Source organism: Flavobacterium sp. UBA7680 (genome assembly GCF_002482975.1).
Taxonomy (GTDB): Bacteria; Bacteroidota; Bacteroidia; order Flavobacteriales; family Flavobacteriaceae; genus Flavobacterium.
On record NZ_DLHA01000062.1, the window covers coordinates 1 to 16,763 of the forward strand.

At 34.3% G+C, this 16,763-nt stretch carries 12 protein-coding genes and 1 riboswitch; all 12 genes read left to right on the top strand.

All coding sequences use genetic code 11. The features are described 5' to 3' along the window. The coding region (locus B3C18_RS25850; RefSeq protein WP_291153777.1) for a precorrin-2 dehydrogenase/sirohydrochlorin ferrochelatase family protein at positions 1 to 367 on the top strand (367 nt) is incomplete at its 5' end. 192 nt (positions 368 to 559) lie between these two features. Next, positions 560 to 1,612 carry an NAD(P)/FAD-dependent oxidoreductase gene (locus tag B3C18_RS25855; RefSeq protein ID WP_291153780.1) on the top strand — a complete coding sequence of 351 codons (1,053 nt, stop codon included), beginning with the start codon at positions 560 to 562 and terminating at the stop codon, positions 1,610 to 1,612. A 331-nt stretch (positions 1,613 to 1,943) separates the two neighbouring features. Further along, a riboswitch (SAM riboswitch) is annotated at positions 1,944 to 2,060 on the top strand. A 341-nt stretch (positions 2,061 to 2,401) separates the two neighbouring features. Beyond that, a complete protein-coding gene (locus tag B3C18_RS25860) occupies positions 2,402 to 3,406 on the top strand; it encodes a homocysteine S-methyltransferase family protein (RefSeq protein WP_291153783.1) in 1,005 nt (334 codons plus the stop codon). A 42-nt stretch (positions 3,407 to 3,448) separates the two neighbouring features. Further along, positions 3,449 to 3,892 (top strand): hypothetical protein, encoded by a 444-nt coding sequence (locus B3C18_RS25865; RefSeq protein ID WP_291153786.1) that lies wholly within the window; start codon positions 3,449 to 3,451, stop codon positions 3,890 to 3,892. Positions 3,893 to 4,050: 158 nt separating this feature from the next. After that, positions 4,051 to 4,485: a hypothetical protein gene (locus B3C18_RS25870; RefSeq protein WP_291153789.1), complete on the top strand. Its 435-nt coding sequence runs from the start codon at positions 4,051 to 4,053 to the stop codon at positions 4,483 to 4,485. A gap of 284 nt (positions 4,486 to 4,769) precedes the next feature. Beyond that, positions 4,770 to 7,445, top strand: a complete 2,676-nt coding sequence (gene metH, locus B3C18_RS25875) for a methionine synthase (RefSeq protein ID WP_291153792.1) — start codon at positions 4,770 to 4,772, stop codon at positions 7,443 to 7,445. A gap of 92 nt (positions 7,446 to 7,537) precedes the next feature. Next, positions 7,538 to 8,494: a methylenetetrahydrofolate reductase [NAD(P)H] gene (metF, locus tag B3C18_RS25880; RefSeq protein ID WP_291153795.1), complete on the top strand. Its 957-nt coding sequence runs from the start codon at positions 7,538 to 7,540 to the stop codon at positions 8,492 to 8,494. A 229-nt stretch (positions 8,495 to 8,723) separates the two neighbouring features. Continuing rightward, complete coding sequence (locus tag B3C18_RS25885; protein WP_291153798.1) at positions 8,724 to 9,377, top strand: class I SAM-dependent methyltransferase; 654 nt, start codon at positions 8,724 to 8,726, stop codon at positions 9,375 to 9,377. Positions 9,378 to 9,513: 136 nt separating this feature from the next. Beyond that, positions 9,514 to 10,737: a dicarboxylate/amino acid:cation symporter gene (locus B3C18_RS25890; RefSeq protein ID WP_291153801.1), complete on the top strand. Its 1,224-nt coding sequence runs from the start codon at positions 9,514 to 9,516 to the stop codon at positions 10,735 to 10,737. A 120-nt stretch (positions 10,738 to 10,857) separates the two neighbouring features. Then, complete coding sequence (locus tag B3C18_RS25895) at positions 10,858 to 12,252, top strand: pyridoxal phosphate-dependent decarboxylase family protein (protein ID WP_291153805.1); 1,395 nt, start codon at positions 10,858 to 10,860, stop codon at positions 12,250 to 12,252. A 300-nt stretch (positions 12,253 to 12,552) separates the two neighbouring features. Beyond that, on the top strand, positions 12,553 to 14,919 hold the full coding sequence (locus tag B3C18_RS25900) for a TonB-dependent receptor (RefSeq protein WP_291153808.1): 2,367 nt from the start codon (positions 12,553 to 12,555) through the stop codon (positions 14,917 to 14,919). A 77-nt stretch (positions 14,920 to 14,996) separates the two neighbouring features. Further along, positions 14,997 to 16,238, top strand: coding sequence for a DUF4374 domain-containing protein (locus B3C18_RS25905; RefSeq protein WP_291153811.1), 1,242 nt, complete (start codon positions 14,997 to 14,999; stop codon positions 16,236 to 16,238). Positions 16,239 to 16,763 lie beyond the last annotated feature (525 nt).

The window sequence follows — 16,763 nt, forward strand, 5'->3', positions numbered from 1 at the left end:
AAAGAAAATGCTCAAAAAACGTCATATGGTTATTGCCTGTACCGATGATTTAAAAGTCAATAAAAAGGTATATGATTTATCCCGAAAGCGTTATTTGATTTGCAATATTGCCGATACGCCAGATTTATGTGATTACTATTTAGGCGGAATCGTAACAAAAGGAAATGTGAAAATTGCGATTTCAACTAACGGAAAATCACCAACAACCGCCAAAAGGTTACGGGAATTTTTCGAAGAAGTTATCCCCGAGGATATCAATAAAATGGTAGAAAACCTCAATGAATACAGGAAAACTTTAAAAGGTAATTTTGAAGACAAGGTTAAAAGAATGAACGAAATTACCGATTCATTGAAAAATAAAGGGTAAGAAAAGAGGTTCCGAAGGAACGATTTATATTGTAGCGTCAGGTTTTAACCCGATGGATGAACAAGATTACCGCTTCATTAAAAAATAAAGAGTAAAAAATTTCGCAAGGAAATCAATGATAAAAATCATTTGACATTAGAATATATTATTCGTTTCTTTGTATTATTAAGAATGATTATAAACAACAACATAATGATTAAAACAGATATACTTATAATTGGAGCAGGACCAACAGGTTTATTTGCCGTTTTTGAGGCAGGATTATTAAAATTAAAATGTCATATCCTAGATGCTTTGCCACAAGCAGGAGGACAACTTTCTGAATTGTATCCTAAAAAACCTATTTATGATATTCCTGGTTTCCCGGAAGTTTTAGCAGGAGATTTAATTGATAACCTACAAGAACAAATTAAACAATTTGAGCCAGGTTATACATTAGGAGAGCGTGCTGAAACGATCGATAAACAAGAAGACGGAAGTTTTATCGTAACCTCAAATAAAGGAACTAAATTTCACGCACCTGTTATTGCTATCGCAGGAGGTTTAGGAAGTTTTGAGCCTCGTAAACCACTTATCGAAGATATCGAGTTTTATGAAGATAAAGGAGTAAAATACTTCATCAAAAATCCTGAAAAATTCAGAGATAAAAGAGTTGTAATTGCAGGAGGAGGAGATTCAGCATTAGACTGGAGTATCTTTTTAGCAAATGTAGCTTCAGAAGTAACTTTAATTCACCGTAGAAATGAATTTAGAGGAGCTCTTGATTCAGTAGAAAAAGTACAGGAATTAAAAACTGCCGGAAAAATTAAATTAATTACACCAGCAGAAGTTATCGGAATCAATGGTGCTGAGCACGTTGAATCATTAGATATCGAAGAAAACGGTGCACACCGTAAAATCGAAACAGATTTCTTTATCCCACTTTTCGGATTAACACCAAAATTAGGCCCAATTGGAGACTGGGGATTAGAAATCGAGAAAAATGCGATTAAAGTAAACAACGCATTAGATTACCAGACTAATATTCCGGGAATCTTTGCTATTGGAGACGTTAATACATACCCTGGAAAATTAAAATTGATTCTTTGTGGTTTCCACGAAGCAACTTTAATGTGTCAGGCAGCATACCAAATCATCAATCCAGGTAAAAAATACGTATTGAAATATACAACAGTTTCTGGTGTAGACGGTTTCGACGGAACTCGTAAAGAAGCTCCAAAAGCGGTTGTGAAGGCGATTGTCTAATTTAAGATGCTAAGCTTCTAAGGGACTAAGTTTCTAAGATTTTTATATAGAAAGCTCAAATTTTTAGTTTGGGCTTTTTTGTTTTTTAAACAAATAACAATCTCATTTTATTTAAAACATAGCCAGTGGTTTCAACCACTGGAACACAACGAATAGACACAGCGCATAATCACAATACGTTTCCCGTGGTTGAAACCGCGGGCTATATTTGAAAAACAAAGCCAAACTTTAAACTTAGTCCCTCAGAACCTTAGCATCTCAGAACCTTAAAAAAAACATTTGCAAATCGAAAGCCTATTTCATACCTTTGCACTGTTCTTAAAATTATTGTCAGTTATCACGAAAGGCGGAGGGATAGACCCGATGAAACCTTAGCAACCCTTTATCATAAAGAAGGTGCTAAATTCTACTTTATACGACATTTTCCAGTATTAAAGATAGATAACACAAATACATTACTCGTATTTCTCCAAACTTTTCCTGATAGCATATAATATTTACTGAAACAGATTCTGTATCAGGAGCGAATCATTGGCGCATTTTTGCAGTCAACAGTTCCCGCTGTACACAAATATCTTTTATTCTGAACCCCAGAATAAAAGGATATTTGCTTCCATCGGGGCTAATGAGCTGGCAATAGTGCACTTTTGGAATTAATGTAAAAAAAATATCGAAGGTTAAACCCGACAGGTTTCAGAAACCTATCAGGTTTAAAAGAACCTTCACAATCATAATAAAAAAACTTAGCATCTTAGAACCTTAGCGTCTTAGTAGCTAAAACAAAAAAATATGGCAATTACAATACAAGAAGCAATAAAAAAAAATATCCTAATCCTTGACGGAGCAATGGGAACCATGTTGCAGCGCTATAATTTCTCCGAAGAAGATTTTAGAGGAGAGCGTTTCAAGGATTTTCCGCATCCGTTAAAAGGGAACAACGATTTACTATCCTTAACACAACCACAAGCGATCCGCGATGTTCATGCCGCGTATTATGAAGCTGGTGCAGACATTGTAGAAACCAATACCTTTTCAGGAACCACAATCGGTATGGCCGATTATTTTCTTGAAGAATTGGTTTACGAGTTAAACTACGAATCGGCAAAAATCGCAAGACAAGTAGCCGATGAGTTTACCGCAAAAAATCCGGAAAAACCTCGTTTTGTAGCGGGTTCAATCGGACCGACAAACCGTACAGCAAGTATGTCGCCAGATGTAAACGATCCGGGATACAGAGCCGTAACGTTTGATGATTTACGAATCGCCTACAAAGAACAAGTAGAAGCTTTAATGGATGGCGGTTGCGATTTACTTTTGGTAGAAACCATCTTCGATACTTTAAATGCAAAAGCAGCACTTTTCGCGATCGAAGAAGTAAAAGAAGAACGTAATCTTGATATTCCAATTATGGTTTCAGGAACGATTACAGATGCTTCAGGAAGAACGCTTTCTGGGCAGACTGTTGAGGCGTTTTTGATTTCAGTTTCCCATATTCCGTTATTGAGCGTAGGATTCAATTGTGCTCTTGGAGCCGATTTGTTGAAACCGTATTTAAAAACATTAGCGCACAATACAAGTTTTAATGTTTCAGCACATCCAAATGCAGGATTACCAAATGCTTTCGGACAATACGATGAAACACCAGAACAAACTCAGGCATTCATTAAAGAATATTTAGATGATAATTTAATCAACATAATTGGTGGCTGCTGCGGAACAACTCCAGATCATATTCGATTAATAGCTGAGGTTGCGAAGGATTATAAGCCGAGAGTTGCGCCTGAATTGCTTTAAATATTTTTAAGTTTTTGATGCTAGTATTTTAAAGATAATTCAATGGAAGAAATAGGAAAAAACATAGAGTTATTTGAAATAATTAAATATTTTGGGTTTTTAATATACTTTATATTAATTATGATTTTCACCAAATATTTCTATTTGGTAATTTTTAAAAATTGTGATATTGTTTCTAGTATTTTTAATATTAAAAATGTTTTTTTAGATTTTTTAGTTTCGTTTTTATATGTTGGTTTGGCAATTGTTTTTTGTTTTTATATTGTATTATTATTTCTATTTGAAACTGGTTATAAAGATGTTTTACAGTTTTTAAATCTATTTATCGCATCTAATATTTATTCGTTTTTATATTCTTTTTATTGGATGATGAAATATTTTAAATCAGGTAAATTTCCTAAATCATCTTTATCTGTGATGTCTGAGAATGATTTAAGGATAATAAAATCGAGATTTTTAAAAATTAAGGGAGAAGACAGTATATGAAATTTTCCATTTAACGCGAGCTTCTAGCTCGTCGAGTAAAGATTGTTATAAGAATTTATAATGTGCACGAGCGTGACGCTCGCGCTAGCAAAAAGAAGAAAATCCGTAAGAATGATATATTTTGTAGAAATGGAATTTACTTGATTGAAAATTAAAAAGTGGAAGAAAACAAAAGAGATTTAGATAAAATCAAAGGAGTTGTAGGAATAGCTCTGCTTGCACTAATATTTTTGTTTAGTATTTTTTCGAATGAGAATGAAAAGAAGTATGATGAATACGATAAAAATTTAAAAGGAGAAACAATAGGCCTTACAACTAGAGTCAAATACCACAGAAAAACTAGGTCTTTGAGATATTATTTTTACACAAATAAAAAAGTTTTAGCTGAGGTTTCTAGTGATTATGGACATGTAAATAAGTTTTATAAAGTAAAATACGATTTAGACAACCCAGAAAAAAACTATATAGTTTTAGAAGAAGAATTAGAACCTGATTCAATTTCATTAGTTAAAGCAGGATTTACTAAAACTAAATATTACATATATGATGCAGGAGTAACTTGCAAATATATAGAGCATTCAAGGTGGAAATAAATGTTCCGTAGGAACAAATGGTTGGTAGCACTGCGTGAGGGATAGAAGCGGTTAGCCCACAGCCTGACGAAGGAAGAGCGAGGACTAAAAGCGGATAGCCCGGCCCGGAGGGACACGCCCAAATTAAGATTATTAATGACCTAAGATTTATGAATTTTTAGGATTTGAAAATAAGAGTGAGATTGCTTCGTTCCTCGCAAAGACAAGCAAGACGTTGAATAAAAGTTCCGGAGGAACGAAACATATTGTAGCAACGGAATTTATTCCGTTGAAAATTGAAGAAAATGACAGAAAAAAGAAGAGACCTTGTATTAGCAGGATTAGAACCATTAATTATTACGCCTGAAAGTGTTTTCGTGAATGTTGGCGAGCGTACAAACGTAACAGGTTCAAGAAAATTCCTAAGATTAATCAAGGAAGAGAAATATGACGAGGCGCTTGATATTGCAAGACAGCAGGTAGAAGGTGGAGCACAGATCATCGATATTAATATGGATGAAGGAATGCTTGACGGTGTAAATGCAATGACTAAATTTTTGAATTTAATTGCTGCAGAACCCGATATTTCCAGAGTGCCGATTATGATTGACAGTTCGAAATGGGAAATTATCGAAGCAGGTCTAAAAGTAGTACAAGGAAAAAGCGTTGTAAACTCGATTTCGTTAAAAGAAGGTGAAGAAGCTTTTATTCACCACGCTAGATTAATCAAACGTTACGGTGCGGCAGCAATTATCATGGCATTTGACGAAGTAGGTCAGGCCGATAATTACGATCGTCGAGTGGAGATTTGTCAGCGTTCGTATGATATTTTGGTGAACAAAGTAGGGTTTCCTCCACAGGATATTATTTTCGATTTGAATATTTTCCCGGTTGCAACGGGAATGGAAGAACATCGCTTAAATGCTTTGGACTTTTTTAGAGGAACAAAATGGGTTCGTGAAAACCTGCCTCACGCGCACATCAGCGGTGGAGTAAGTAACGTTTCGTTCTCTTTTAGAGGAAACGATACCGTTCGTGAAGCGATGCACTCAGTGTTTTTATATCACGCCATTAAAAACGGAATGACGATGGGAATCGTAAATCCCGAAATGTTGACGATTTATGATGATATTCCGAAAGATTTATTAGAACACGTTGAAGACGTAATTTTAGATAGACGTGACGATGCTACAGAACGACTTTTGGATTTTGCAGAAAATGTAAAAGGAGAAGTAAAAAGCGATGAAAAAGCAGTTCAGGAATGGCGTTTTGGAACGGTTCAGGAGCGTATTACGCATTCGTTAGTAAAAGGAATTGATGCTTTTATTGAAGAAGATGTAGAAGAAGCACGTTTAGCAGCAACAAAACCAATTGAAGTTATCGAAATCAATTTGATGACGGGAATGAATGTCGTTGGAGATTTATTTGGAAGCGGGAAAATGTTCCTGCCTCAGGTTGTAAAATCGGCTCGTGTAATGAAAAAAGCGGTTGCGTATTTGTTGCCTTATATCGAAGCCAGTAAACAAGCCGGAGACAAACAAGGAAACGGAAAAATCTTAATGGCAACCGTAAAAGGTGACGTTCACGATATTGGTAAAAACATCGTTTCGGTGGTTTTGGCTTGTAATAACTACGAGATTGTAGATCTTGGCGTTATGGTGCCTCCGGAAAAAATTATTGCCGCTGCGATCGAACATAATGTCGATATTATTGGTTTAAGCGGATTGATCACACCTTCGCTTGACGAAATGGTGTATTTGGCCAAAGAATTAGACAAACAAGGAATTAAAATCCCGATTATGATTGGTGGGGCAACAACTTCTCGCGCGCATACCGCCGTGAAAATTGCGCCACAATATAGAGAAACTGTAATTCACGTAAACGATGCTTCGAGAGCTGTTACCGTTGCAGGAAATCTTTTAGATCATAACCGAAAAATATATGCAAGTGATATTCGTGCAGAATATGATGCTTTTAGAGAAACGTTTTTGAATCGTTCGAGAGATAAGAATTTCTTAAGTATTGAAGACGCTCGTAGAAATAAATTACCATTGGATTGGAGCGAATACACGCCAACTAAACCAAAAGTGATTGGAGCGCAAACCATCGAAATAGAACTGGATGTTTTGGTTCCGTATATCGACTGGACACCATTTTTTCAAACTTGGGAGTTGTACGGAAAATATCCTGCGATTTTAACGGATGAGGTTGTGGGCGAACAAGCTACTTCTGTTTTTGCAGATGCTCAGGCAATGTTGAAAGTTATTTTAGAAGAGAAAAAACTAAAGGCAAAAGGTATTTTCGGAATTTTCCCTGCGAATCAAGTTGACGATGACGATATCGAATTGCGTGATGAAAACGGAAAAGTCTTGGAGAAATTTTTAACGCTTCGTCAGCAGTCACAAAAAACAAAAGGTGCTCCGAATATTGCTTTATCGGATTTTATTTTACCAAAAGAAAGCGGGATAGAAGATTATATGGGAGCTTTTTGTGTTACAACCGGTTTTGGTGTAGATGAATGGGCTGCGGAATTTGAAAAGAATTTAGACGATTATAATTCGATTATGGTGAAAGCGCTTGCAGATCGTTTTGCTGAGGCTTTCGCCGAATATCTTCATGAGAGAGTTCGTAAAGATTTCTGGGGTTATGACAGAGAAGAATCTTTAACTAATGAAGAATTGATTAAAGAGAATTATAAAGGAATTCGTCCGGCGCCGGGTTATCCAGCTTGTCCAGATCACTTGGAAAAACCAACGATTTGGAAGCTTTTAAATGTAGCCGAAGAAATTGGAGTGACCTTAACAGAAAGTATGGCGATGTGGCCGGCTTCATCTGTTTCGGGATATTATTTCGGAAATCCAAAAAGCAGGTATTTTGGACTAGGAAAAATAAAAGAAGATCAGGTTGTAGATTATGCCAAACGACGCAACGTTCCAACAGATTATGCCATGAAATGGTTAAATCCTAATATAGCAGATTAACGAAAAGTTATTTTTGTTTCAGGTTTCAGGTTTCAAGTTGCTGTAGAGAACTTGAAACCTGAAATCTGAAACTTGAAACAAAAAACAAATTAATGAAAGTAACAGAGCATATAGAAAACGCCAAAGGAAAAACATTATTCTCATTTGAAATTATTCCGCCTCAAAAAGGGAAAAGTATTCAGGAATTATACGATAATATCGATCCGTTAATGGAGTTTAAACCGCCGTTTATTGACGTAACGACTTCTCGCGAAGAGTATATTTATATTGATAAAGGCAATGGACTTTTGGATAAAAAATTGACTCGTATGCGTCCGGGAACGCTGGGAATTTGCGCTTCTATAAAACATAAATACAATGTAGATACCGTTCCGCATTTGCTTTGCGGCGGATTTACACAAGAAGAAACAGAATATATGCTGGTAGATTGCCAGTATTTGGGAATCAACAATGTAATGGCGCTTCGTGGAGACGCTATGAAAGACGAACAATCTTTTGTGCCAAAAGCTGGCGGAAATCATTATGCAATTGATTTAGTGCGACAAATCAACGATCTAAACTGCGGAAAATACTTGCACGAAGTGATGGATATCGACAATAAAGCTGATTTTTGTATTGGTGTTGCAGGTTATCCTGAAAAACATTTAGAATCACCATCTTTACAATCAGATTTAAAAAGATTAAAAGAAAAAGTTGACGCAGGCGCAGATTATGTGGTAACACAAATGTTTTTTGACAACTCGAAATATTTTAATTTTGTGGCTAAAGCAAGAGAAATGGGGATCACAATTCCTATTATTCCTGGAATTAAACCAATCGCAGTTCAAAGACATTTACAAGTTTTACCACAGATTTTCAGAATCGATTTGCCGGAAGATTTAATTGATGCTGTGGATAAATGCAAAAATAATGTTGAAATCAAACAAGTTGGAATCGAATGGGCGATTCAGCAGTCATTAGAATTAAAAGCTGCCGGAGTTCCGTTTTTGCATTATTATTCAATGGGGAAATCGGAGAATATTCGCCAGATCGCGAGTCAGGTTTTTTAATTTTCGGCCTGATATAACACACAAGTTTGTCATTTCGACGAAGGAGAAATCTTCGCGAGAAACTCCACAATCAGAATCGACAATCTTTGTAGAGCTACTTGTGGAGATTCCTCGTTCCTCGGAATGACAAAGATGACTTTGTAATCATTAGTGCGGTTGCTTCGTTCCTCGCAATGACAAACGAGGCTTGGAATTTGGATTTTAAATTTTGGAATTTAATTTTACTACCATGAAACAAGAAGAATTACAAGCCATAGCCTCTCAATTAAAACATCCATCGGGAGAAAAAGGAATCGAAATGGGGAATATGATGAACGAAACGAACATCAATATGACGCGTCATTCGATTCAAAATCTCAATATATTCAAAGAAAATAAAATTCTGGAATTGGGTCACGGAAATGCCGGACACGTAGAATTTCTATTCGAACAAGCAGAAAATCTGAAATATTACGGACTGGAAATGTCGAAACTGATGTTTCAGGAAGCGCGTCAGATCAACAGAAATTTTGTCTCTCAAAAACAAGCTTTCTTTTCACTTTATGACGGAAACAAGATTCCGTTTGAAGATGAATCTTTCGATAAAATATTTACCGTAAATACCATTTATTTTTGGCAGGAACCAGAAAAGTTACTTTTAGAAATTTACAGAGTTCTGCAATCAAATGGAAATTTCTGTGTAACATTTGCTCAGGAAGATTTCATGAAGCAATTACCTTTTACACAATTTGAATTCGAATTATACAGCACAGAAAAAGTGCAAAATCTAATTAAGAAAACGCCTTTTAAAATTGTTTACACAGAAACGCAGACAGAAAAAGTAAAAAGCAAAACTGGAGAATTGACCGACAGAGATTACACAACGATTGTTCTGGAAAAATAGAAATATTTTGCCAGAGATTAAAAAATCCTTTTAAATCTTTTTAATCTGTGGCAAAAAAAATAATTAATTCTAGCAGTTTTTTAAGTACTTTCATTGTTTATTATTAATCTTTCTGAATTATAATCCTTATTAAATTATGGAAGTTAAAAAAATCAATTTTTTACAGAATTACAGCAGCATACTTTTGCTTATTGGCGGTATTATAATAGGGAGTATTTTTGGATTAGTTTTTGGAGAAAAAGTTTTAGTAATAAAGCCACTTGGCGACATTTTCCTAAACTTACTTTTTACAGCCATTATTCCTCTTATATTTTTCACAATTGCTTCTTCAATTGCTAATTTGGAGAGAACAGAAAAACTAGGAAAACTGTTTGTTATTATGATTTTGGTTTTTTTGGCGACAATCCTTATTTCGGCCATTGTAATGATTTGTGCTGTATATCTCTTCCCAATTCACGAGTATATTAAGATTTCCAGCGTTCAAGTTGAAAATATTGAATCAGGATCAGCGGGAGACCAAATTGTGAAACTGCTTACAGCAAATGATTTTTTCGAATTATTGTCCAGAAAAAGCATGTTGGCGTTGATTATTTTTTCTTTTTTAATTGGTTTTTCAACATTACAGTCTGGAGAAAAAGGAAATGGTTTCAAAAGTTTTTTGGATTCAGGAAACGAGGTTATGAAGCAGTTATTAAACATCATAATGAAATTCGCACCAATTGGTTTAGGAGCTTATTTTGCTTATCAGGTTGGTATTTTCGGACCGCAGTTATTTGGAGTTTACGCAAAACCTATGGCCGTTTATTATGCCGCCTGTATATTCTATTTCTTTGTATTTTTTAGTTTATACGCATTTGTCGCTGGCGGGAAAAGAGCTTTTAAAGTTTTTTGGAGCAATAATATCACGCCGTCATTAACAGCTGTTGGAACCTGCAGTAGTATTGCAACCATTCCGGCAAATCTTGATGCGGCACAAAAAATGGGAATTCCGTCGCATGTTCGTAATTTGGTAATTCCACTTGGAGGGCCTTTACACAAAGACGGTTCGAGTATGTCATCCATTTTAAAAATAACCTTTTTGTTTGCCATGTTTGGAAAAGATTTTACAGATCCAATGACCATTCTTCTGGCTTTAGGAATCACTGTAATTGTCTCAATTGTCGAAGGTGGAATTCCAAACGGAGGTTATATAGGCGAAATTTTAGCCATTACCGTTTATGGTTTTCCGATGGAACAAGCACTGCCAGTCGCTATGATTTTAGGAACTCTGGTTGATCCAATTGCCACTTTACTAAACGCAAACGGCGATGTAATCTGCTCGATGATGGTTTCGAGATTCTCGGAAAAGACCAAGTGGTAGCTTCATTATAAAATATTCCATTCTTAAAAATAATTCTAAAATTTACTTTTATTCACCTTGTGTTAAGGCTTCGACTTCGCTCAGCCTGACAATTGGGGTGAGATCAAATACTATATAAATATGAACACAACACTACAACACGATCTAAACGATTTAGAAAATATCTTAGAAAAAGCAAAACAACAAGGGATTGATTTTCTTAATAATCTTGAAAATATTCCAACATCCAATAATAATAAAATTGATCCCAAACGAGATTTAAACGAGTTAGGTTTAGGTTCAGAAAAAGCTTTAAAAGAATTTAATGAAAGACTAGCGCCTTTATTAGTTTCGTCTCCAGGGCCGCGTTATTGGGGATTTGTAACCGGCGGGTCAACTCCGGCTTCTATTGTTGGCGATTGGCTGGCAACGGTTTACGACCAAAATACACAATCGATAAATTCGCAGGGCGGAAATTCGGCATTAATAGAATTTGAAACTATTAATCTATTATTACAATTACTAGAACTTCCGGACTCTTTTTTAGGCGGATTTGTAACGGGAGCAACAATGTCAAATTTCACCAGTTTAGCGGTTGCCAGACAATGGTTTGGAAAACAACTTGGAAAGGATTTCGCTAAAAACGGAATTTCAGAAACCATACCTATTTTAACTGCAACGCCGCATTCTTCTTCCATAAAATCATTATCGATGTTAGGAATCGGAAGTCAGAATTACACCGTAGTAAAAACAGTTGAAGGCAATCGTGAAGCAATTGATATTGCTGATTTAGAATTGAAAATTAAAGATTTAAACGGAAAACCTTTTATACTAATTTCAAGTGCCGGAACTGTAAATACTGCAGATTTTGATGATTTTGAAGCTATTTCAAATCTAAAAGAAAAATACAATTTCTGGTGGCATGTCGATGGTGCTTTTGGAGGGTTTGCTGCAACTTCAGAAAAATACAAACATCTTGTAAAAGGCTGGGAAGGAGCAGACAGTATTACAATTGATTGCCATAAATGGCTGAATGTCCCTTATGAAAGTGCCTTTTATTTAATTAAAAAAGATCATGTAAACCTGCAGATTGAAACGTTTCAAAATTCGAATGCGCCATATTTAGGAAATCCGCTGGAGAATTTTAATTATTTAAATGTTCTTCCTGAAAATTCACGTCGTTTAAGAGCATTGCCGGTTTGGTTTTCTTTAGTGGCTTATGGGAAAGAAGGGTTTTGTGATATTATCGAAAAAAGTACTTCATTAGCGCTTCATTTTGGAAATGCTCTTATCGAAGATGGCAACTTTGAACTTTTGGCTCCAATTCGATTAAATAATGTTTGTTTTACTTTAAAAGGAGACGAAAATCAAGATAAAGTGAGCGAGTTTTTAACCAAATTAAATGATACGGGAACCGTTTTTATGACGCCGACTGTTTATCAAAATAAAAAAGGAATCCGGGCTTCATTTGTAAATTGGCGAACAACAAAAGATGATATTAAAATAGTTTTAGATGAAATGAAACTACTTATCTAAAAAAAAACAATAAAAAACTTTTTTACAAGTCCTGCTAACTACGGTTAGCAGGACTTTTTTTATGCGGTTTGTAAGGTTTTTAATGAATTTAAACATTGTAATTTTAACTTATTTTCAATTTTATTTAATAAAAACTTAAATCAATCTTAATTAAATCTTAAGAATTGACAGATTTTTTTATTGATATTTTATTTTAATGGTTAATTTTGTTCTTATTTAGAATAAATAAAAATAAATTTGCTTTTAATTGTATTTGTATGTTAATTTTGTGCCAAATTTAATTTAAACCAAATTAATATAATGCAAATAAATAGACTGTTAATCCTGATTTTATTGTTCTTCACTTCGCTTCAGGGTTTCTCACAAAATAGCAAAGTAAACTTAAGCGGTGTCGTTTTAGGAGATAATGGAAAACCTGCCGAAGGTGTTTCGGTTGCATTAAAAGGCACATCTTATTCAACTTTAACAAACGAAAAAGGAGAGTTTGAAATTAGTGCCGTGCCAGGTAACTATACTTTATCAATTACTTATGTTGGTTATAAAACTAAAACGACTAAAATAAATCTTGATCAGTCTAAAACACTTCCTACAATTACTATCGAAGAGGATATGGCAGCTTTAGAAGAAGTTCAGGTTAAAGGAAAATCTAAAGTACAGCGCGTTCGCGAAGAAGCCTTTAATATTACTGCAGTTGATTTGAAACAGCTTTATAATACTTCTGCCGATTTAAATCAGGTTTTAAATAGAACTACCGGAGTTCGTGTAAGAGAAACAGGAGGAATGGGTTCTGCTTTTAATTTTTCATTGAATGGTTTTTCCGGAGATCAGGTTAAATTTTTTATGGACGGAATTCCATTAGATAATTATGGGCCATCTTTTACATTGAATAATATTCCAACAAATATGGCGGAAAGAATTGATGTTTATAAAGGGGTTGTGCCAATTGAATTAGGAGGTGACGCTTTAGGAGGTGCAGTAAATATTGTAACCAATAAAAATGTAAACAGATATATTGATGCATCATACAGTTATGGATCTTTTAATACTCATAAGGCGGCATTAAATACACGTTTTACGAGTAAAAATGGATTTGTGACCAATCTTAATGCTTTTCTTAATTATTCTGATAATAGTTATAAAGTCGAAGCTCAGGTTCCAGATCCTGTAACAGGGCTTTTTGGGCCACTGGAAGAACTGAAACACTTTCATGATGGTTACAAACAAGCAACTATTATAGCAGAAGTAGGAGTAAAAGACAAAAAATATGCAGATTACTTATTAGTTGGTGTTACCGGTAGTGCAAATAAAAAGGAAGTACAACAAGGACCGACTATGTTTAGAGTTGTTGGTGATGCTTTTGAAGACAGCCATAATTTTGTTACTTCATTAAAGTACAAGAAATCAAACTTGTTTACTAAAGGGTTGACCGCAACTTGGGCAGCATCTTACAACATAGCAGAAGAACGCAAGGTTGATACTTCATCGAGAAGATTTACATGGAGAGGAGTACGAACAGATGTGCCGGCTTACAATAGTTCAGGAGAAATTAATACCGTTAAAACTTTAATGGTTTACGATGTAAAATCTCTTCAAAGTAATGCTAATTTAAAATATGAATTAGATGAGAATAACACATTTGCTCTAAATTATACTTATGTAGGATATAAGCGTACAGAGGATAATGAATATATAACTACGGACAAACCAACAAAACCATTTTTGAATAAAAACATTGTAGGTTTTTCATATAGTTTATCGGCGCTTGAAAAAAGATTGTCTTTTACAGCTTTTGGAAAAATGCTTGATTTAAAAGGAGAAGTAACAACAGATCCGGGTACAACTTCAGAAAAGATAGTCAAGCCTTCCTTTAACAATTTTGGTTATGGCAGTGCCGCAGCTTATTTTTTAATTCCCGAAACGTTACAGGTCAAAGCATCTTTTGAGCATGCTTACAGAATGCCTTCAGCACTTCAATTATTAGGAGATGGTCTTAGAGTAAGTCCAAGTCCAAATCTTCAGCCGGAATCTAGTGATAATTTTAATTTTGGATTTTCTTATAAAAATGCTGCTGCGGTACATTCTTATGGAGCAGAAGCAAATTTTATCTACAGAAAAGCAGATGACTTTATACAAGACAGGCAAGATCAAAGTAATCCGTCAAAAAGTAAAGCGATTAATTTTAAAAATATACAAGTAACAGGTGTTGATGGAGTTTTGCATTATGGCTACAAAGACTGGCTGGTTTTAGATTTAAACGCAACGTATCAAAAAACAGTTAATAAAGATGCTACGGTTTCTCCGGGTACTAATCAGGTTAATTATTTGTATAATAAACAATTAGCAAACGTTCCAATTTTATACGGAAATGCCAACCTAGGATTTAATTTCAAAAAAATTGGGTTTGAAGACGACTTCCTTACTATTAATTTATTGACAAATTACTCAAGCAGTTATTATTTAAGAAATCCAAATCTTGGAGAAACGGGAAAAAAAGAAATTCCTGAACAGCTTTATTATTCCGCATCTGTAGCTTATTCACTTAAAAACGGACGCTATAACATTGCATTAGAGTGTTTTGATATTACAGACGTTAAACTTTACGATTATTTTAATGTGCAAAAACCCGGGCGATCATTTACATTAAAACTTCGTTATTTCTTCATGTAAGCTTTCTAATACTATATAAAAATTAATGCCAGAAACAGTTGAAGTTATTGGTACAACTAAACTAAATTTAAATAATTATGAAAACACTTAAAATTAAAAATCTATTAGCAGTTATGCTAATGTCAGTTACTATATTTTCATGTAGCAGTGACGATTCTAATACAGATGAACCCGTAACATTAAGTAAATATGTTATTGGTTACCAAACTGATACCTGGAATGAAAACTACATGTGGAGCTTTAGTTCAATAGATCAGTTAATGACCGGGACTATAGACATGAATGGAAAAGGAATTGAACAAGGCGGTTCATACATTCCAATTGCTAATACTATGTTTGCAATGGATAGTGAGGCTGAAGGTTCTGCACCATTTTCATTAAATGCTGCCGGAGCATTAGTTGCCGGAAGCCGTGTTTTTATCGAATCTCCGTATGCTTATGGTGTTACTGAAGATAATAAATTATTAATTGTTGGCGCTTCATGGGAAGGTGCGAGTTCAAACAATGAATTAATTGTTTATGATCCTGTAAAACAATTTATTACAAGCCGTAAATTTAACGATTTCGGAACTACTACAGGTCGTTTTGATTTCCCAACAGGTGTAACAGTAGTTGGAGATAAAGTGTTTGTATCTGTATTTAACAGAGATGCAAGTGATGATTGGCAGATAGATCAAAAACAAGCTTACATTAGAGTTTATGATTACCCATCTTTAACTTTTGTAAAAAGAATTGCCGATCCTCGTACAACTGCAGTTGGGATGTATTACACTAACACGGGTATTATACGCACAGATTCAGGAAATGTTTATACTTTCTCTTCAAATGCTAAAGCTGGAGGTTATACTGTAAAAGAAGATTCTCACTCTGGAATTCTTCGTATTAATAAAGGACAAACAGATTTTGATGCTTCTTATTTCTTCGATCTTCAGGAAAGCACTCTTAACGGAAAAGTACTTGCAGCTTACCCAATTGGAGGAGAAAAAGCATACATCGTTTATCTTCCTGCTGCAGACGATACGGTAGAATGGGGGTTCTTACGTCATTATACATTTAAATTTAAATCTGCAATTATCGATTTACCAACTAAAAAAATAACTGCAGTAACAGGATTACCTGGACACGCTGGTGATAACTATTTTGGTATAGGAAGTTTATTTGTTGAAAATGGAAATGCTTATAAAGCTTTTGTAACGAATGATGAAGTTCGTATTTACAAAATTAATTTAGAAACTGGAGTTGCAACTGCTGGTGCAAAAGTAACTGGGGGTGGAACTGATATTTCGGCTATTACTAAATTAACGTATACCGCTCAATAATAAAATAGGTTAAAACTTTCCGCTTTAATTTCATATAACCATATAATCAATATCTTTTACGGACTTGATTATATGGTTTTTTTGTAATAACAATTTCATTTTATATCTATTATTACTTCAAAATACTAAAATCAAATATCATTTCAGTAAAATAAAAAGAGCCTGTCTAAAATTAGCAGGCTCTTTTCTTTCAAAAAAAAATAAAAAACAAAAAAACAAGTTCAAGGGATTTAAATTCTATATGTAAAGGCTGATACATTCATTTCATTCTGGGCTTTTAAATGTGTAAATAGGCTTATATTTTATTGCAAAACAATTTGTTCAATTTTATGAGAAAGTTTTTCTAAAAAGCTTTCTGTTTGATTTAAAATTGAAATGAAAAAACTTTTTATATAGGAGTATAGAAATGACATAGTGCTGATATTATAATTTTATATCGGCAAATATAATACTATTTATAACAAGTCTAAATAAAAATAATTAAAAATTACATAATAAATTATCAAACGTTTGATAACAAGTAAA